16 protein-coding genes are annotated in these 17,768 nt (G+C 68.7%); 15 read left to right on the top strand and 1 reads right to left on the bottom strand.

The features are described from left to right. Positions 1–6: 6 nt before the first annotated feature. Both otsB and ABIS05_RS01740 read left to right on the top strand, forming a co-directional pair. Positions 7–708 (top strand): trehalose-phosphatase, encoded by a 702-nt coding sequence (otsB, locus tag ABIS05_RS01745; protein WP_348009428.1) that lies wholly within the window; start codon positions 7–9, stop codon positions 706–708. 69 nt (positions 709–777) lie between these two features. Next, positions 778–1,290 carry a MarR family winged helix-turn-helix transcriptional regulator gene (locus ABIS05_RS01740; protein WP_348009427.1) on the top strand — a complete coding sequence of 171 codons (513 nt, stop codon included), beginning with the start codon at positions 778–780 and terminating at the stop codon, positions 1,288–1,290. Between the two features lie 6 nt (positions 1,291–1,296). Here the strand turns inward: ABIS05_RS01740 and ABIS05_RS01735 are convergent, their stop codons facing one another. Next, on the bottom strand, positions 1,297–3,567 hold the full coding sequence (locus ABIS05_RS01735) for a carboxy terminal-processing peptidase (RefSeq protein ID WP_348009426.1): 2,271 nt from the start codon (positions 3,565–3,567) through the stop codon (positions 1,297–1,299). A 319-nt stretch (positions 3,568–3,886) separates the two neighbouring features. Between ABIS05_RS01735 and ABIS05_RS01730 the strand changes: the two genes are divergently transcribed. The 13 genes from ABIS05_RS01730 to ABIS05_RS01670 all read left to right on the top strand — a co-directional run. Beyond that, positions 3,887–5,005, top strand: coding sequence for a BMP family ABC transporter substrate-binding protein (locus ABIS05_RS01730; RefSeq protein WP_348009425.1), 1,119 nt, complete (start codon positions 3,887–3,889; stop codon positions 5,003–5,005). A 134-nt stretch (positions 5,006–5,139) separates the two neighbouring features. Then, positions 5,140–6,264, top strand: a complete 1,125-nt coding sequence (locus tag ABIS05_RS01725; RefSeq protein WP_348009424.1) for an ABC transporter permease — start codon at positions 5,140–5,142, stop codon at positions 6,262–6,264. 8 nt (positions 6,265–6,272) lie between these two features. Continuing rightward, entirely contained in the window at positions 6,273–7,187 is a 915-nt protein-coding gene (locus ABIS05_RS01720) for an ABC transporter permease (RefSeq protein WP_348009423.1), read from the top strand. Between the two features lie 97 nt (positions 7,188–7,284). Then, on the top strand, positions 7,285–7,977 hold the full coding sequence (locus ABIS05_RS01715; RefSeq protein ID WP_348009422.1) for an isochorismatase family cysteine hydrolase: 693 nt from the start codon (positions 7,285–7,287) through the stop codon (positions 7,975–7,977). Between the two features lie 143 nt (positions 7,978–8,120). Beyond that, complete coding sequence (locus ABIS05_RS01710) at positions 8,121–9,647, top strand: ABC transporter ATP-binding protein (RefSeq protein WP_348009421.1); 1,527 nt, start codon at positions 8,121–8,123, stop codon at positions 9,645–9,647. Beyond that, positions 9,644–10,327, top strand: coding sequence for an isochorismatase family cysteine hydrolase (locus ABIS05_RS01705; RefSeq protein ID WP_348009420.1), 684 nt, complete (start codon positions 9,644–9,646; stop codon positions 10,325–10,327). Before ABIS05_RS01710 ends, ABIS05_RS01705 begins: the two co-directional genes overlap by 4 nt. Next, complete coding sequence (gene atzF, locus ABIS05_RS01700; protein ID WP_348009419.1) at positions 10,324–12,126, top strand: allophanate hydrolase; 1,803 nt, start codon at positions 10,324–10,326, stop codon at positions 12,124–12,126. The genes ABIS05_RS01705 and atzF overlap by 4 nt, the downstream gene beginning before the upstream one ends. Continuing rightward, a complete protein-coding gene (hpxZ, locus tag ABIS05_RS01695; protein ID WP_348009418.1) occupies positions 12,126–12,518 on the top strand; it encodes an oxalurate catabolism protein HpxZ in 393 nt (130 codons plus the stop codon). The genes atzF and hpxZ overlap by 1 nt, the downstream gene beginning before the upstream one ends. Positions 12,519–12,720: 202 nt before the next feature. Continuing rightward, positions 12,721–13,407 carry a GntR family transcriptional regulator gene (locus ABIS05_RS01690; protein WP_348009417.1) on the top strand — a complete coding sequence of 229 codons (687 nt, stop codon included), beginning with the start codon at positions 12,721–12,723 and terminating at the stop codon, positions 13,405–13,407. Positions 13,408–13,651: 244 nt separating this feature from the next. Next, positions 13,652–14,470, top strand: a complete 819-nt coding sequence (locus ABIS05_RS01685; protein ID WP_348009416.1) for an outer envelope protein — start codon at positions 13,652–13,654, stop codon at positions 14,468–14,470. A gap of 246 nt (positions 14,471–14,716) precedes the next feature. Continuing rightward, entirely contained in the window at positions 14,717–16,237 is a 1,521-nt protein-coding gene (locus tag ABIS05_RS01680; protein WP_348009415.1) for an ABC transporter ATP-binding protein, read from the top strand. Beyond that, positions 16,224–17,336: an ABC transporter permease gene (locus tag ABIS05_RS01675; protein ID WP_348009414.1), complete on the top strand. Its 1,113-nt coding sequence runs from the start codon at positions 16,224–16,226 to the stop codon at positions 17,334–17,336. Before ABIS05_RS01680 ends, ABIS05_RS01675 begins: the two co-directional genes overlap by 14 nt. Next, a partial coding sequence (locus ABIS05_RS01670; protein ID WP_407074816.1) for an ABC transporter permease subunit occupies positions 17,336–17,768 on the top strand: 433 nt, incomplete at its 3' end. The genes ABIS05_RS01675 and ABIS05_RS01670, both read left to right, overlap by 1 nt.

The raw sequence follows: 17,768 nt of genomic DNA, 5'->3' as shown, positions 1-17,768 counted from the left end.
CCGTTGATGGCCTTCGACTTCGACGGCACGCTGGCGCCCATCGTGGCGCGGCCGGACGACGCGCGCGTCTCGGCAGCAGTCGCTACGCGCCTGAAAGCGCTGGCCTGCAAACTGCCCGTCGCCATCGTCACCGGGCGAGCCGTGGCCGACGTGCGCGATCGCCTGGGCTTTGAGCCGCAGTTCATCGTCGGCAACCACGGCGCCGAGCCGGACGCCGCAGCCGCTGGCAGCGGCACGCGCGCGCACACCTTGACCAGCACGCTCGACGGGCTGCGAACCACCCTGCAAGCACAGGGCGAACTGCTGCACGCGGCAGGCGTCGCCGTCGAGGACAAAGGCCTATCGATTGCGCTGCACTACCGGCTGTCCCGCGATCGGGCGCTGGCCCAGCGGCTGATTGCCGACCTGCTCACTCCCGAGCCCGCAGGTGTGCGCACGTTCGCCGGCAAATTTGTCTTCAACGCGGTGGCCGCAGATGCGCCCGACAAGGCGCAAGCGGTCCATGCGCTCGTGGCGAACCTCGGCGTCGATGCTGCCTTCTTCGCCGGCGACGACGTCAATGACGAACCCGTGTTCGTCGCAGCGCCAGCGCACTGGCTGACCCTGCGCATCGGTCGTGAAGACCTGTCCAGTCGCGCTCGCTACTGTCTGGACGGGCCTCAAGAAATGGCGTTGCTGCTCGACAGCGTGCTTTCGAACCTTGCATGAATCTGCGGCGGGGGGGTTTCCAGGCCCCCGGGGCAGCAGTGCCAAACCTATGATTTCGCGATGGTCACCATGAAGCGCACTGCCCGAGAAGACATTGAACGTGCTGTATCCGAACAGAGTTCTGGTGCACCCGAAGTGCGCGTGCTGCGGCGCTTTCGCCTGGTGTTCAACACCGTCAAGACCCACTTCCAGCAGGTCGAGAGGAAAGCCGGTGTTGGCGGTGCGCAGCTCTGGGCGCTCAGTGTCATCGACGCCAATCCGGGCATCGGCGTGAACAGGCTTGCAGCTTTGATGGACGTCCACCAGACGACGGCCAGCAACCTCGTCAAGACCCTGGTGACGGCGGCCATGATTGCGGCAGACAAGAACGCTCCGGACCGCCGCACCGTGCAGCTTCGCATGCTGCCCGCCGGCGCGCAGGTGCTGCGCAAGGCGCCCGGTCCATTTGCCGGCGTTTTGCCAGACGCATTGGCGACGCTCGACGTGAAGACGCTCGAGCGCATGGACCATGACCTGGCGCTTCTGATCGCCGCCCTGCATGCCGACGAAAGTGCTGCAGGCATCCCGCTGGCGCATATGTAGCGTCGGCTATTTTTCCGATGAACCCGTCGGCAAGGCGGTGACCACCACGGGGCGGGCCGGCAAAGCGCTCGCCGCCGCCTGGGACTTGCCCTCCTTCATTGCCGTGCTGTCGGACAGGATGCTGACGGCCTCATTCAGGAGCGCGTCGTTGGCGGCGTCCTTGGTCTTTTCTGCGGCGAGTTCCTTGCCGAGCTTGCGTTCGTTGAACTGCAGGCCATCGTCCGCCAGTGCACTGCCCGCGCTCTGGCCCGTGCCCTCGGCCGCGCTCGCTCCGGCGGCGCCCAGCATGGCGGTCAGGCGCTTCTCCAACGCGGCGCGTTCCTTGCGCCGAACCCCTTCGTTGAGAGAAATCACATTGTTCTTGCGCAGCTCCGTGGCCTTGGCAAGGTCCTCCAGCAGGCTCTGGTAGTCGGGGTCGTGCCGGACGCGACTCTCGTGCCACGCCAGCAGGCGGGGTAGCTGCGCCGTCATGTCGCCCACGGGCGCGTAGTCGGCCGCCTTGATGCGGGTCCACGGCAAGGCGTTGTCGTAGCTCGATTCACCGAACTGCGTGTCGTCGCCGGTGGGTGGGAAGCGGATGTCCGGCGTCACGCCACGCAGTTGCGTCGTGCCGCCGTTCACCCGGAAGAACTGCGCGATGGTCAGCTTCAGGTCGCCAAACACCGGCGTGCCGTTTCTGGCGATCTGGTCAAGGCTGGCCACGGTCTGGACCGTGCCCTTGCCGAAGCTCGGCTCGCCGATGACCAGGCCACGACCGTAGTCCTGAATCGCTGCCGCGAAAATTTCCGACGCCGAAGCCGAGCCCCTGTTGATCAACACACCCAGCGGCCGGTCCCAAACCAAGCCGGTCTCGACGTTCTTCTCCACGGTGATGTCGCCCTTGGCACTGCGTGTCTGAACCACCGGCACCTTGCCAACGAACAGGCCCGTCAACTCCACCGCCTCGCGCAGCGAGCCACCGCCGTTGTTGCGCAGGTCCATCACCAGGCCCTCCACTTTCTGGGCCTTCAAATCCGCCAGCAGCTTGACCACGTCGCGCGCCGCGCTGCGGTAGTCCTTGTCGCCTTTTCGCAGCGCGTCGACATCCTCGTAGAACGAGGGCAAGGTGATCACGCCAACCAGGCGTTTGCCCGCACCGGTCGTCACCGAATAGACCTTGGCCTTGGCCCCGCTGTCCCGCATCGTGATGGTGTTGCGGATCAGGACCACGGTCTTGTTCGACGCATCAGGCCCCTTGTCGGCCGGCAGGATGTCCAGCCGCACCGTCGACGCCATCGCGCCGCGGATCAGGGCCACCGTGTCGTCCAGGCGCCAGCCGACCACATCCTCCATCGGGCCCGCAGTGCCTTGCGCGACGCCCACGATGCGGTCACCCACCTTCAACTGCCCGGACAGGCTCGCGGGCCCGCCCGCCACCAGTTCCCGGATAGTGGCGTAGCCGTCGATGTCGGTCAAAACTGCGCCAATGCCCACCAGCGACAGCCGCATCGCGATGCTGAAGTTTTCCGCAGCGCGCGGCCCCAGGTAGTTGGTATGGGGCTCGATAGCCATCGTGTAGGCGTTCATGAACGCCTGGAAGACGTCGGCGCTGGAGATCTTGCCCAGGCGCTTGGCGACGTTGTCATAGCGTTTGTCGAGGACCTTCGTGACGGCCGCGTCATCCTGGCCAGCGAGCTTGAGCCGCAACCAATCGTTCTTGACACGCTTGCGCCAGAGGTCGAGCGCATCGGCCTCCGTCGCGGGCCAGGGCTGGTCCTTGCGGTCGATCATCAGCGTCTCGTTGCGCTCGAAGTCGAAGCCCTTGCGCAGCAGGCTGCGGGCATAAGCCATTCGCTCAACCGCCCGGCGCTCGTACAGGTTGAATATCTCGAACGGTGCGCGCAAGTCTTCGGTCAGGATCGCATCGTCAAGCCGGGCGCGGTCAGCCACGAGGCGGTCGATGTCGGACTGCAAAAAGTAGACCTTTTCGGGGTCGAGCGCCTTCAGATACTGATCGAACATCTTGCCCGACAAGGCATCGTCCAGCGGGACGGTCTTGTAGTGGTAGCGCGAAAGCACCTCTGCAGCCAGGCGAGCCGCCTTGGCCTCCTGCGCCGCCGGCTTCAACAGCGGCGGGTAGGCAAGCTCGGTATCCGCCGTGGCAACCTGCGTTGCGGCCGCCAGGGCCAGCACGAACCAAATCAGCTTTTGTCTCAATCTCACTCCACTACGGTTGAACGGCCGATGAATCTCATGCGCGGCCCCAGGCCATCGACCGATGGCCGAAGCCGCCAGCAAGGCGCAGGCGTGGATGGTGCCATGTCACGCACCAAGGCCGCTGCTCGCCGGTGAATGTGCCCTGAGGCCGCGCTATCACCGCAGCGAACGACAACCGAATCCCAGGGCCCGGCAGGCGTCTCGCACCTGACCCGCAATCGGGCCGTCGATGCCCACATTCGCGCCACCGCCCTCCCTTTTTGCACCGCCCGAGTGCGCGCCAAGCGCCTCTCCCTGGGCGAACAAAACTGGCATGACCTCTGCTTGTATACCAACCTGAACACGACTCGGAACGCAAGCGGGCGTGCTTCGTTGGCCGAACAACTTGAGGAGAACCGTGATGACGCGATCGCAGTGGAACCGCCGGGACTGGCTGGGCAGCGCAGGCGCTGCCGGCGCGGGATTGATGACCGCCGGCTGGAGTGGCCTGGCGCTGGCCCAGAAGCCGTTGACCGTGGGCTTCATCTACGTGGGGCCGCGCGACGACTACGGCTACAACCAGTCGCACGCCGACTCGGCGGCGCTGGTCAAGAAGATGCCCGGCATCAAGGTGGTGGAGGAGGAGAACGTCCCCGAGACCAACGCGGTGCAGAAGACCATGCAGGGCATGATTGCGCAGGACGGCGCGGGCCTGCTGTTCCCGACCTCGTTCGGCTACTTCGACCCGCACATCCTGGCGCTGGCTCCCAAGTACCCGAACGTGCGCTTCGCCCACTGCGGCGGGCTCTGGAACGCGGCCAAGCACCCCAAGAACGCCGGCAGCTTCTTCGGCTACATCGACGAGGCCCAGTACCTGAACGGCGTGGTGTCGGCGCACGCGACCAAGAGCAAGAAGCTCGGCTTCATCGCCGCCAAGCCCATCCCACAGGTGCTGCGCAACATCAATGCCTTCACGATGGGTGCGCGCAGCGTGCACCCGGACATCACCGTAACGGCCATCTTCACCGGCGACTGGAGCATGCCCGTCAAGGAGGCGGAGGCCACCAACAGCCTGGCCGACCAGGGCGTGGACGTGTTCACCATGCACGTGGACGGCCCCAAGGTCATCGTCGAGACCGCCGCCAAGCGCGGCAAGTTCGTCTGCGGCTACCACGCCAGTCAAGCGAAGCTGGCACCGCAGGCGTACTTGACGGGCGCCGAGTGGAACTGGATCACCGCCTACAAGCAGATCATCGAAGCCGCGCAGACCGGCAAGCCGCACCCGAACTTCGTGCGCGGCGGGCTGAAGGACGGCTTCGTCAAAAGCAGCCCCTACGGCAGCGCGGTGCCCGAGGGCGCGCGCAAGCAGGCCGAAGCCGTGCGCGCGCTGATGCTCAAGGGCAGCTTCGACATCTTCAAGGGTGAGTTGAAGGACAACACCGGCAAGGTGGTGATCCCAGCCGGCAAGGTGGTCAAGCAGACCGACATGGAGCTGGAAAACATGAACTACCTCGTCGAAGGCGTCATCGGCAAGGTGTAGCCCACCCCCGTAGACGCTTCGCGTCACCCCCTCAAGGGGGCGCACCCGATGGCCTGGCAAAGCCAGATCCATGGGTGCTGCTGGATTAGCGGCGGCGTAAACGCGCCGCGTGTATTCACTGAGGAACGAGAGCCATGGTCACGTCGCGCCCGTCGCTTGCCGCTGCCGAAGCCCTGCTGCTGCCCGTCTTCGCGCTGACGGCGGCGCTGCTGCTCTTCGGCGTGTTCGTGTGGCTGGGCGGCACCGACCCGGTGGAGGCCTGGAAGCTGCTCTTCCTGGGCGCCTTCGGGGACGCCTTCTCGTGGCAGAACACGCTCCTGCGCGCCGCGCCGCTGATGCTCACCGCCCTGGCCGTGGCGCTGCCGGCGCAGGCCGGGCTGACGATGATCGGCGGCGAAGGCGCGCTGGTGTTCGGTGCGCTGGCCTGCGCCGGCCTGCCCTATCTCTTCGCCCCGCCGGCCAACACGGTCGGCAGCGTCATGGTGCTGGGGGCCGGCGCGCTGATGGGCGCGGCCTGGGTGATGCTGGCGGGCTGGCTGCGGCAGTGGCGCGGCGTCAACGAGACCATCTCCAGCCTGCTGCTCTCCTACATCGCCATCGCGCTGTTCAAGCACTTCGTCGAAGGGCCGATGCGCGACCCGGCCAGCCTGAACAAGCCGTCCACGCACCCACTCGCCGAGGGCCTGCGCATCGGCCCCATCATGGGCGACGCGGCCATGACGTCGTGGCTCGGCGACGTGCACTGGGGCCTCGTCATCGGCGTGCTGGCCTGCCTGGCCTGCGGCGCCTGGCTGAGCTTCAGCGCCTCGGGCTTTGCGATGCGCGTGGTGGGTGGCAACGCCCGCACGGCGCGCCTCGTGGGCCTGCCCACCGACCGCATCATCCTGCTGGCCTGCGCCCTCGGCGGCGGCGCGGCGGGCTTGGCCGGAGGCATCGAAGTGGCGGCCGTGCACACGGCGGCCAATGCGTCGGTGATCGCGGGCCTGGGCTACACGGGCATCCTGGTCAGCTTCGTGGCCCGCCACAACCCCTGGGCCATCCCGCCGGTGGCCGTGCTGTTCGGCGGCTTCGCGGCGGCCGGCAGCCTGCTGCAGCGCCGGCTCGACCTGCCCGACGCCTCGGTGCTGGTGCTGCAGGGCTTCGCCTTCGTCTTCATCCTCGCGGCCGAGGCGCTGCGCGGGCGGCTCTTTGCGCCGCGCGCCGTGGCCAAGCGACCCGCTCCAGTGGCCCCGACCGCTACCGCTCAGGGGGTCGCATGAGCCTCACGATGACTGTCGTCCCCGACCTGCTGCTCGCCGTCCTCGGCGGTGCGCTGCGGGTGGGCACGCCCTTCCTCTTCGTCAGCCTCGGCGAGTGCCTCACCGAGAAGAGTGGCCGCATCAACCTCGGGCTGGAAGGCGTGCTCGTCTTCGGCGCCATGGCCGGCTTCGGCGGCGCCTACCTGGGCGGCTCGCCGTGGCTGGGCGTGCTGGCGGCCTGCGGTGCCGGCGCGCTGCTGGCGCTGCTGCACGGGCTGCTGTGCTCGCTGCCGCGCGTGTCCGACATCGCCACCGGCATCGCGCTGATGCTGCTCGGCACCGGCCTGGCCTTCTACCTGGGCAAGCCGCTGATCCAGCCGCAGGCGCCGCAGATCCCGTCGCTGCTGCTCGGCGCCTGGAGCGACTCTGCGGCCGTGCAGCAAGCGCTCTCCGTCAACGCCCTCTTCCCCATCGGCGTGGCGCTCGCCGCGCTGCTGGCCTGGGGTTTCAAGAACACGCGCTGGGGCCTGGTGGTGCGCATGGCGGGCGACAGCAGCGACGCCGCGCGGGCGCTGGGCTACTCGGTCAACGCGGTGCGCATCGCGGCCACCACCGTGGGCGGTGCGATTGCCGGCTTGGGCGGCGCATCGCTGTCGCTCTACTACCCGGGCAGCTGGAATGAAGGCCTGTCCAGCGGCCAAGGGCTGATCGCCGTGGCCCTCGTCATCTTTGCTCGCTGGCAGCCGTGGCGCTGCCTGGGCGCGGCGCTGCTGTTCGGCGGCGCAGTGGCCATCGGCCCGGCGCTGCAGAGCGTCGGCGTGAGCGGCGGCTACTACCTGTTCAACGCCGTGCCGTATGTGCTGACGTTGGTGATCCTCGTCATCACCTGCACGCCGAGCCGATCCCTCCAAGGCGCGCCGGCCGAACTCGGCGTCTCACGTTGATAGGTGCCCAAGTGAAAACCAAACGAAGCCACAGAGGCTGTGTTCTTGTTCTGCAGCGAGGGGCTTACCCCGTCATGGACAACTGAAAGAAACCACCATGCCGACCCTGCACTCAAAACCCTATGCCTGGCCCTTCGACGGCAACATCACGCCGCGGAACACGGCGCTGGTCATTATCGACATGCAGACCGACTTCTGCGGCATCGGTGGCTACGTCGACAAGATGGGCTACGACCTGTCGATGACGCGCGCGCCGATTGAACCGTTGAAGGTGCTGCTGGCCGCCGCGCGCAGCAAGAGCATGCACGTCATCCACACCCGCGAGGGCCACCGCCCCGACCTGTCGGACTTGCCCGCCAACAAGCTGTGGCGCTCGCGGCAGATCGGCACCGAGGGCCGTGGCATCGGCGACGCCGGGCCGTGCGGGCGCATCCTCGTGCGCGGCGAGCCGGGCTGGGACATCATTCCCGAGCTCTACCCCATCGCCGGCGAGCCCATCATCGACAAGCCCGGCAAGGGCAGCTTCTGCGCGACCGACCTGGAGCTGCTGCTGCACGTGCGCGGCATCCGCAACCTCATCCTCACCGGCATCACCACCGACGTGTGCGTGCACACGACGATGCGCGAGGCCAACGACCGCGGCTTCGAGTGCCTGATGCTGTCCGACTGCACCGGCGCCACCGACCCCGGCAACCACGCGGCCGCGCTCAACATGATCCTGATGCAGGGCGGCGTGTTCGGCGCCGTGGCCGAGTCGCAGGCCGTGCTGGAACTGCTGGCGGAGTTCTGAAGTGAAAGCCAAACAAAGCCACAGAGGCACAGAGGCACAGAGAGGCCTTCATCCCGCCGCCTCTGTGTCTCTGTGCCTCTGTGGCTGTGTTCTCTTGAACCGTTTGCCCTCTGCTCTCATCCCGCGCGGAATGGACCACTGACATGCACGCCCTGCACCTCCAGACCTACCGCCTCACCAAGCGCTTCGGCAGCTTCACGGCGCTGGACGATGTGTCCATCACCGTGCGCCCCGGCACCGTGCACGCGCTGCTGGGCGAGAACGGTGCCGGCAAAAGCACGCTGGTCAAGGCCATCGTCGGTTACCACCGGCCCGACGAAGGCGCCGTGCTGGTGGACGGCCGCGAGCGCGAGATCAACTCGCCCGTGGCGGCCCGCGACTTGGGCCTGGGCATGGTCTACCAGCACTTCACCGTCGTGCCCGGCATGACCGTCGCCGAGAACCTGCTGCTGGCACGCGGCAAGCTGCCCATGGTGGTGGACTGGAAGGCGGCACGCACCGAGCTGAGCGCCTTCATGAGCACCACGCCGTTTCGCCTGCCGCTGGACGCGCGGCCCAGCGAACTGTCCGCCGGCGAGAAACAGAAGCTCGAAATCCTCAAGCAGCTCTTCCTCAAGCCGCGCTTGCTGATCCTGGACGAACCCACCTCGGTGCTGACGCCGCAGGAGGCCGATGAGGTGCTGGGCGCGCTGCGCGACCGGGCGCATGCGATGGACTGCTCGGTGCTGATGATCACGCACAAGTTCCGCGAGGTGATGGCCTATGCCGACGACGTCAGCGTGCTGCGCAAGGGCGCGCTGGCCGCCACCGGCGCGGTGGCCGATTGCACGCCCGACAGCCTGGCCACGGCGATGGTCGGCGAGAACCGCAGCGACGCCGTGACCGAGAACAAGTGGGTGCGCGAGGCCCGCGCGCCCGGCGCCGTCAAGCTCGCCATCGACGGGCTGGACGTGATGGGCGACCGCGGCGAGCCCGCCGTGCGCGCGCTGTGCTTGAGCGTGCAGCGTGGCGAGATCGTCGGCATCGCCGGCGTCAGCGGCAACGGCCAGCGCGAGCTGATGCAGGCCCTCGTCGGCCAGCGCGCCCGCCTGGGTGGCCGCGTGACGGTGGACGGCGAGACCTTCCTGGCACGCCGCGCCGAGAACCGCGCCCGCAAGGTGCGCAGCCTGCCCGAGGAGCCGCTGGGCAACGCCTGCGTCGGCGCCTTGAGCGTGGCGCAGAACATGGCGCTGCGCAGCTTTGACGGAGCGCCCTGGGCGCGCGGCGGCCTGGTGCGCTGGGGTGCGCTGCGCGAGCGGGCACGGGCGTGGATCGCCGAGTACGGCGTCAAGACGCAGGGCGAGCGCGCCGCCATCCGCACGCTGTCGGGCGGCAATGTGCAGCGCGCCGTGCTGGCCCGCGAGCTGGCGGGCGAGGCCGAGCTGCTGCTCGTCAGCAACCCCGTCTTCGGCCTCGACTTTGCCGCCGTGGCCGAGATCCACGGCCGCCTGATGGCCGCGCGCAACCGCGGTGCCGCCGTGCTGCTCGTCAGCGAGGACCTGGACGAACTGCTGGCCCTGGCCGACCGCATCGTCGTCATGAGCGAAGGCCGCATCGTCCACGACGTGGCGGCTGCCGAGGCCACGCGACAGTCGCTCGGCGCCTTCATGGGCGGAAAGGGCCACGCATGAACGCGGCGCTCACGCTGGCCACGGCCCAGCCCTTTCCCTACACCTTCAACCCAGCGCACACCGCGCTCGTCATCATCGACATGCAGCGCGACTTCATCGAGGCCGGCGGCTTCGGCGCCAGCCTCGGCAACGACGTGACGCTGCTCCAGGCCATCGTGCCCACCGTGCGGCGCGTGCTGAACACGTGGCGAAGCGTGGGTGCCGTGGTGCTGCACACCCGCGAGGCCCACCGCGCCGACCTCAGCGACTGCCCGCCGGCCAAACGCCTGCGCGGCAATCCCTCGCTGCGCATCGGCGATGAGGGGCCGATGGGCCGCGTCCTCATCGCCGGCGAGCCCGGTGCCGAGATCGTGCCCGAGCTGGCGCCGCTGCCGGGCGAACTGGTCGTCGACAAGCCCGGCAAGGGCATGTTCTACGGCACGCCGGTGGACACGCTGCTGCGCGAGCGCGGCATCACCCACCTGCTCTTCATGGGCGTCACCACCGAGGTCTGCGTGCAGACGTCGATGCGCGAGGCCAACGACCGCGGCTACGAGTGCCTGTTGATCGAAGACGGCACCGAGAGCTACTTCCCCGAGTTCAAGGCCGCCGCGCTGGCCATGCTGACGGCGCAAGGCGCCATCGTCGGTTGGGCCGCGCCGTCGAGCGCCTTGATCCAGGCTCTGGAATCTGCTGCATGACTCAAGACCTGCACACCGTCGCCGACTGGCAGGCCGCCTATGCCGCTGGCGCAAGCCCCTATGTGCTGCTGACCGACGTGCTGGGCCGGCTCCGCGCCACCGACCCCGCCTGGATCCACCGCTGCACGCCCGAGCAGCTCATCGCCCAGCTCGTCGCGCTGCCGCCGCGCGGGCCTGCCACGCCGCTCTGGGGCGTGCCGCTGGCGGTGAAGGACAACATCGACGTTGCCGGCATGCCCACCACCGCCGCCTGCCCGGCCTTTGCCTTCATGCCCGAGCACTCGGCCACCTGCGTGCAGCGGCTGCAGGCGGCGGGCGCCATCGTCGTGGGCAAGACCAACCTCGACCAGTTCGCCACCGGCCTCGTCGGCACACGCTCGCCGTATGGCGAGGTACCCAACACCTTCGACCCGCGCTACGTCAGCGGCGGCTCCAGCTCGGGCTCGGCCTCGGCGGTGGCGCGCGGCCTGGTGCCGCTGGCCCTGGGCACCGACACGGCCGGCTCCGGCCGCGTGCCCGCTGGTTTCAACCACCTCGTCGGCCTCAAGCCCACGCCGGGCAGCGTGCCCATGCGCGGCGTGCTGCCCGCCTGCCGCACGCTGGACGTGGTGAGCGTGTTGGCGCTGACGGTGGCCGATGCGGCGCTGGCCTTCTCGCTGTTCGAAGGCGCAGAGGCCGATGAGCCGCGCTTCAACATCACCGCGCCGCGCCCGCCCTGGCTGGGCGGCAGCCGCGCGGCGCTGCGCCTGGGTGTGCCGCTGGAGCCCGGCTGCGATGCCGCGCTGGGTTGGCCGACCGCCTTCGACGAAGCGCAGGAACACGCCCGCGCGCTGGGCGCCGAGCTGGTGCCGCTGAACTTCGAGCTGCTCTTCGAAGTCGCCAAGCTGCTCTACGACGGCCCCTGGGTGGCCGAGCGCCTCGCCGTTGTCGACTCGCTGTTCGCCGCCAACCCCGAGGCGTTCGACGCGACCGTGGCCCAGGTCATCGGCCGAGGCGTGGGCGTGGACGCCGTGGCCGCCTTCGAAGGCCGCTACCAACTGGAGCGCCTGCGCGCCGAGCTGCAAAGCCTGTGGCAACAGGTGGACGCGCTGCTCGTGCCCACCGCCCCCACCTGCCCCACCCGCGCCGCCGTGGCGGCCGAGCCGGTGCTGCGCAACAGCGAGCTGGGTCGCTACACCAACTTCGTCAACCTGCTCGGCTGGTCGGCGCTGGCCCTGCCTTGCAAGCTGCCCGACGCGGCATCGCCACTGCCCTTCGGCATCACGCTAATCGCCCCCGGCGGTGCCGACGCGGCGCTGGTCGATTTCGGCCTGCGCTGGGAGGCCGCCGGCCCCACGCAACTCGGCGCTCATCTGCGTGACGCGCGCCCGGCTGACCGTCGCCCGCAAGCCCTGCCCCGCGCCGAGCCGACGCTGCTGCTGGCCGTCGTCGGCGCGCATCTGCAAGGCCTACCGCTACACAGCCAGCTGCAGCAGCGCGGCGCCCGGCTGCAGGCCCGCACGACGACTGCACCGAGCTACCGACTGCATGCCTTGCCCGGCACCGTGCCGCCCAAGCCCGGCCTGGCGCGCGTGACCGAATTCGAAACCGGCGTCGCCATCGAGGTCGAGGTCTACGAGCTGCCGGTGGCCAGCGTCGGCTCGCTGCTGGCGCTGATCCCGCCGCCGCTCGGCCTGGGCAACCTGGAGCTGGCGGATGGCCGCTGGGTCAAGGGCTTCATCTGCGAAAGCGCGGCGCTGCTGGGGGCGCCCGACATCAGCCACCACGGCGGCTGGCGTGCGTTTCTGGCGTCGGCATGATGGACGCCAGCCACTTCGACGACCCCGCCGTGCTGGCGGAACTGCGCACCGTGTTCGACGCCTACGAGCAGGCGCTGATGAGCAACGACGTGGCCGCACTCAACGCCTACTTCTGGCAGGACGAGCGCACCACGCGCTACGGCATCGCCGACCGGCAATGGGGCATTGCGGAACTGGTGGCCTACCGCGCCGCGACGCCCGCGCCCACGTTCACGCGGCGGCTGGAGCATCTGCGCCTGCATGCCTTCGGGCCCGACATGGCGGTGGCGCAGGTCGAGTTCGTGCGCAGCGACACGCCGCTGCGCGGCTTCCAGACGCAGACCTGGTTGCGCTTGCCAGACGGCTGGCGCATCGTCGCGGCGCACGTCAGCATGATTCCCTTCCCGAGATGAGACAGCCCCTCGCCCAGTCTCGCGCTGCTGAACGCAGGCGAGCCCAGTCGGTCCCCCGAGGGGACGGCGATGCTCGCGGGGAAAGCCCCGCTCGCACATCGCCAAACGGGCCGGCTTGGGAGCGGCCCGGCGCTCGGCCCGAACGCCATGCTTCATACGCGGGTGCCGCAGTAGCGGAATGGACAACTGTGACGAGGCGCGCGTGACTGCCACCACCGCTCCCGCCGAAGCCGCCAGCCTGACCGACCAGGCCTATGCGCGGCTCAAGCAGATGATTTTTGACTTCCAGCTGATGCCGGGCGACCGCGTCTCCGAGACCGAGCTCGCGCAGCGCGTGGCGGTGAGCCGCACGCCGCTGCGCGCCGCGCTGCAGCGGCTGGAGCGCGAGGGCTTCCTGCAGCTGCTGCCGCGCCAGGGTTGGCAGGTGGCACCGCTCGATTTCGACGTCATGGACGAGCTCTACGACCTGCGCACGCTGATCGAGTGCGAGGCGGCGCGCCACCTGGCCGAGCACGAGCAGCGGCCGGGCTTGAGCCTGCTGGCCGACATCTGGCTGGTGCCACCGGCCGAACGGCTGGACGACGCAGCAGCCGTCGGCGCGCTGGACGAGCGCTTCCACGCGCTGCTGGTGCAGGGCAGCGGCAACCGCGAAATGGCCCGCGTGCACAAGGAGATCACCGAGCGCATCCGCATCATCCGGCGGCTCGACTTCACCAAGCCGGCACGCATCGACGCCACCTACGACGAGCACGCCCGCATCCTGCGCGCCATCACGCGGCGTCGCGCCGACGAAGCCCAGCGCCTGCTGCGCGCCCACATCCAGCAAAGCAAGCTCGAAGTGCGGCACATCACGCTCGACATGCTCTACCGCGCGCGGCGGAGCGCTTGATGCCGCGCCCTTTCCGCGTCGCCGCCAGCGCCATGCCTCGCCCTGGGCACGCGAGCACCAACAGCGCGCGGCCCGGTACAGCCCCGCACCACGCGGCATCGCCAATCGACATCGCCAAGTGGCACATGACTTGCTCAAAGCCACCCACGCCGAACGCCTATCTCACGCCTCACCTCACGCCTCTTCCACCAACCCATCTAGGAGCCCACCTTGAGACTGACCACCCGCCTGCTTTACGCCGCCGTTGCCACGCTGGCCGCCAGCGCAGCCCAATCCGCCGACTGGAGCGACACCTCTATCGGCTTGCTACGGCACCAAGTTCGGCGAGCCCTTCGGCACGAACGACATCCACAAAAGCATCGTCGACTTCAACCACGTCAGCGGCTACAGCTACGGCAGCAACTTCTTCAACGTCGACCTGCTGCTGTCTGACAAGAAGGACCCGTCCAGCCCCAACTCGGGCAGCGGTGCCAGCGAGGTCTACATCGTCTACCGCCACACGCTGGACCTGTCCAAGGTGACGGACAGCAAGCTCGCCTTCGGGCCGGTGCGCAACGTCGGCCTCACCGCCGGCTTCGATGCCAACGTGAAGGTCGACGCGGGCTACAACTCGCGCAAGCAGATGCTGGTGCTCGGCCCGACGCTGATGATGGACGTGCCCGGCTTCCTCAACGTCAGCCTGCTGCTGCTCAAGGAGAGCAACGCGCCCTACAACAAGTTCAGCAGCACCGCCACGCCGCGCTACGACTACAAGACGCACCTGATGCTGACGGCGGCCTGGGGCATCCCGCTAGGCAAGTTGCCGCTGGCCTTCGAGGGCTTCGCCAACTACATCGCCAGCAAGGGCACGGACGAGTTCGGCGGCGCGACGGGGCCCGAGTTCAACTTCGACGGCCAGGTCATGCTCGACGTGGGCAGCGCCACCGGCGGCGCACCGGGCAAGTTCAAGGTGGGCCTGGAGTACCAGTACTGGCGCAACAAGTTCGGCAACCCGTACAAGGGTCCGGCCGGCAGCGGCGCGTTCGCGAAGACGCCGATGATCCGGGCGGAATACCACTTCTAGAACTTGTGAGCCCCTCGCCCAGTCTCGCCCCGCTGAACGCGGGCGATCCCAGTCGGTCTTGCAGACCGCGCTGCGGCTTGCGCCGCATCCCTTCGGCAGGCACATCGCGCCCACTGGGCGCAATGTGTCCGGCCTCAGCCCCCGAGGGGACGGCGATGCTCGCGGCGTTGAGCCGCAAGCACATCGCCCCAGCGGGCCGGCTTGGGAGCGGCCCGGCGCTCGGCCCGAAAGACACTCACGAAACGCATGTCCAGACTTGAGCTGATCGGCATAACGAAGCAATACCCCGGCGTCCGCGCTAATGACGACATCCATCTGAAGGTGGCGCCGGGGCAGATCCACGCCGTTCTCGGTGAGAACGGCGCCGGCAAGTCGACGTTGATGAAGATCATCTACGGCGCGACGCGGCCGGATGCCGGGCAGATGGCCTGGAACGGCCGCGAGGTCGAGGTGGCGAGCCCGGCCCAGGCGCGCGCTTTAGGCATCAGCATGGTCTACCAGCACTTCTCGCTGTTCGACACGCTGACCGCCGCCGAGAACATCTGGCTGGGGCTGGACAAGGCGCTGTCGCTGGCCGAAGTGACCGAGCAGACGCGCGCGGTGTCGGCGGAGTACGGGCTGCATGTGGACCCGGCACGCCCGGTGCACACGCTCAGCGTCGGCGAGCGTCAGCGCGTCGAGATCGTGCGTGCGCTGCTGACGCGGCCGCAGTTGCTGATCCTGGACGAACCCACCTCGGTGCTGACGCCGCAGGCCGTCGAGAGCCTGTTCGTGACGCTGCGCAAATTGAGCAGCGAGGACTGCTCCATCCTCTACATCAGCCACAAGCTGCACGAGATCCGCTCGCTGTGCAGCCACTGCACGGTGCTGCGCGGCGGCCGCGTGGTGGGCGAGGTGGACCCGCGCCAGGAGAGCAACGCCAGCCTGTCGCGGCTGATGATCGGTGCCGCCGCGCCGGTGCTGACGCCGCGCGCAGGGCAGCCTGGCACGCCGGTGCTGCGCGTGACCAACCTCGGCCTTGAGCAGCTGGATCCCTTCGGCGTCACTCTCAAAGAAATCGGCTTCAACGTCTGCGCGGGCGAGATCGTCGGCGTGGCCGGCGTGTCGGGCAACGGCCAGCAGGAGCTGCTCGCGGCGCTGTCGGGCGAGGACCCGCGCGCGGCGGCCGGCAGCGTCCAGCTTTTCGAGCAGGACATCGCCCACGCCTCGCCGGGCCGGCGCCGCGCCGCCGGGCTGCACTTCGTGCCCGAGGAGAGGCTGGGGCGCGGCGCGGTGCCGACGCTGTCGCTGGCGATGAACACGCTGCTGACGCGCACCGAGGCGGTGGGCCGGGGCGGTTGGCTGCGCATAGGCGACGCGCGCCGGCTGGCGGCCCGGCTGATCGACAGCTTCCGCGTCAAGGCCTCGGGGCCCGAGGCGATGGCCCGGACGCTGTCGGGCGGCAATCTGCAGAAGTTCATCGTCGGCCGCGAGATCGACGCGGCGCCCAGGCTGCTGATCATTGCCCAGCCGACCTGGGGCGTGGACGTGGGCGCCGCAGCGCAGATTCGCGGCGAGTTGCTGCGGCTGCGCAACCAGGGCTGCGCGCTTTTGGTATTCAGCGAGGAGCTGGACGAGTTGTTCGAGATTTGCGACCGGCTGCATGTCATCGCCGAGGGTCGGCTGTCGCCGTCGGTGCCGATTGCCGCCGCCACGCGCGAACAGATCGGCGAATGGATGTCGGGGCTGTGGCCCACCATGCAAGGAGCCGACCATGTTCAAGCTTGAGCCACGCGCGCAGACGTCGATGGTGCTGGCCGTGGCGGCGCCGCTGCTGGCGCTGGCGATCACCGTGCTGATCGGCGTGGTGCTGTTCACGGCGCTGGGCAAGGACCCGGTGCAAGCGCTGCGCCTGTTCTTCGTCGAGCCGCTGAAGAACGGCCGGGCGCTGTCGGAGCTGAGCGTCAAGGCCGTGCCGCTGGCGCTGATCGCCCTCGGCCTGGCGGTGTGCTTTCGCGCCAACATCTGGAACATCGGCGCGGAGGGCCAGTTCGTGCTCGGCGCCCTGGGCGCCGGCTGGGTGGCCATGCAGGCGGGGCCCGACACGTCGAGCTGGTTCGTCGTGCTGGTGCTGCTGGGCGGCGTGGCGGGCGGCATGCTGTGGGCCGGCGGCGTGGCGCTGCTGCGCGACCGCTTCAACACCAGCGAAATCCTGGTCAGCCTGATGCTGGTCTACGTGGCCACCCTGCTGCTGAACTACCTGGTCTACGGGCCGTGGAAGGACCCTGACGGCTACAACTTCCCGCAGAGCGTGTTGTTCGCGGCAGCGACGAAACTGCCGCGCCTGGTGACGGGCCTGCGCATGAACATCGGCGTCGTCATCGCGCTGCTGGCCGTGGTGGCCTTCGCGGTGTTCCAGTTCCGGACCTACCGAGGCTTTGCGCTGACGGTTGGCGGCCTGGCGCCGGCGGCGGCGCGCTACGCCGGCTTCTCGTCGCGCAGCGCGCTGTGGACGGCACTGCTGCTCTCCGGCGGCATGGCGGGCCTGGCGGGTGCGCTGGAGGTGGCCGGGCCGCTCGGCCAGCTCACGCCCTATGTGCCGGTGGGCTACGGCTTTGCGGCCATCATCGTGGCCTTTGTCGGGCGGCTGCATCCGGTGGGCGTGGTGTTCTCGGCCATCCTGATGAGCATGTTCTATATAGGCGGCGAGCTCGCGCAGTCGCGCCTGGGCCTGCCGAAGTCGATCACCGGCGTCTTCCAGGGCCTGCTGCTGTTCAGCCTGCTGGCCTGCGACACGCTCATTGCTTATCGCCTCAAGCTGGCCAAACCCATCACCCTGCCGGTGGCCACGCCTCCTTCAACCGACCTTGTGAAAGGAGCCAGCTGATGGACTCCACCGCATTGCTTATCGCCTCTACGCTGAGCGCCGGCACCGTGCTGGCCATCGCCGCGCTGGGCCTGCTCATCAATGAAAAAGCCGGCATCGTCAACCTGGGCGCCGAGGGCATGATGCTGTGCGCCGCCATCGCCGGCTTTGCCACCGTGGTGCACACCGGCAACAGCTGGCTGGGCTTTGCGGCCGGCATGGCGGCGGGGGCTTTCCTCGCGGCCATCTTCGGTGTGCTGGTGATCTGGCTCAACACCAACCAATACGCCACCGGGCTGGCACTGAGCCTGTTTGGCGGCGGCTTCTCGGCCTTTGCGGGTATCCGTTATGTGCAAGAAAAAATGCCGGAGCGGCCCAGCTTTGCGGTTCCTTTTCTATCGGATATTCCGCTGGTGGGGCCTGCTCTGTTTCGCCAGCACCCGCTGGTCTATT

The organism is Roseateles sp. (assembly GCF_039929605.1).
In the GTDB taxonomy this organism is placed as follows: Bacteria; Pseudomonadota; Gammaproteobacteria; order Burkholderiales; family Burkholderiaceae_C; genus Pelomonas.
Note: the sequence above shows the minus strand (reverse complement) of the source record. Positions and strands in the feature narration are given on the sequence as shown.

Coding starts and splice junctions, on each gene's coding strand:
- ABIS05_RS01675 (WP_348009414.1), top strand. CDS start 16,224: ATGTTCAAGCTTGAGCCACGCGCGCAGACGTCGATGGTGCTGGCCGTG.
- ABIS05_RS01705 (WP_348009420.1), top strand. CDS start 9,644: ATGAACGCGGCGCTCACGCTGGCCACGGCCCAGCCCTTTCCCTACACC.
- ABIS05_RS01680 (WP_348009415.1), top strand. CDS start 14,717: ATGTCCAGACTTGAGCTGATCGGCATAACGAAGCAATACCCCGGCGTC.
- ABIS05_RS01725 (WP_348009424.1), top strand. CDS start 5,140: ATGGTCACGTCGCGCCCGTCGCTTGCCGCTGCCGAAGCCCTGCTGCTG.
- atzF (WP_348009419.1), top strand. CDS start 10,324: ATGACTCAAGACCTGCACACCGTCGCCGACTGGCAGGCCGCCTATGCC.
- ABIS05_RS01720 (WP_348009423.1), top strand. CDS start 6,273: ATGACTGTCGTCCCCGACCTGCTGCTCGCCGTCCTCGGCGGTGCGCTG.
- ABIS05_RS01715 (WP_348009422.1), top strand. CDS start 7,285: ATGCCGACCCTGCACTCAAAACCCTATGCCTGGCCCTTCGACGGCAAC.
- ABIS05_RS01730 (WP_348009425.1), top strand. CDS start 3,887: ATGACGCGATCGCAGTGGAACCGCCGGGACTGGCTGGGCAGCGCAGGC.
- ABIS05_RS01710 (WP_348009421.1), top strand. CDS start 8,121: ATGCACGCCCTGCACCTCCAGACCTACCGCCTCACCAAGCGCTTCGGC.
- otsB (WP_348009428.1), top strand. CDS start 7: ATGGCCTTCGACTTCGACGGCACGCTGGCGCCCATCGTGGCGCGGCCG.
- ABIS05_RS01740 (WP_348009427.1), top strand. CDS start 778: ATGAAGCGCACTGCCCGAGAAGACATTGAACGTGCTGTATCCGAACAG.
- hpxZ (WP_348009418.1), top strand. CDS start 12,126: ATGGACGCCAGCCACTTCGACGACCCCGCCGTGCTGGCGGAACTGCGC.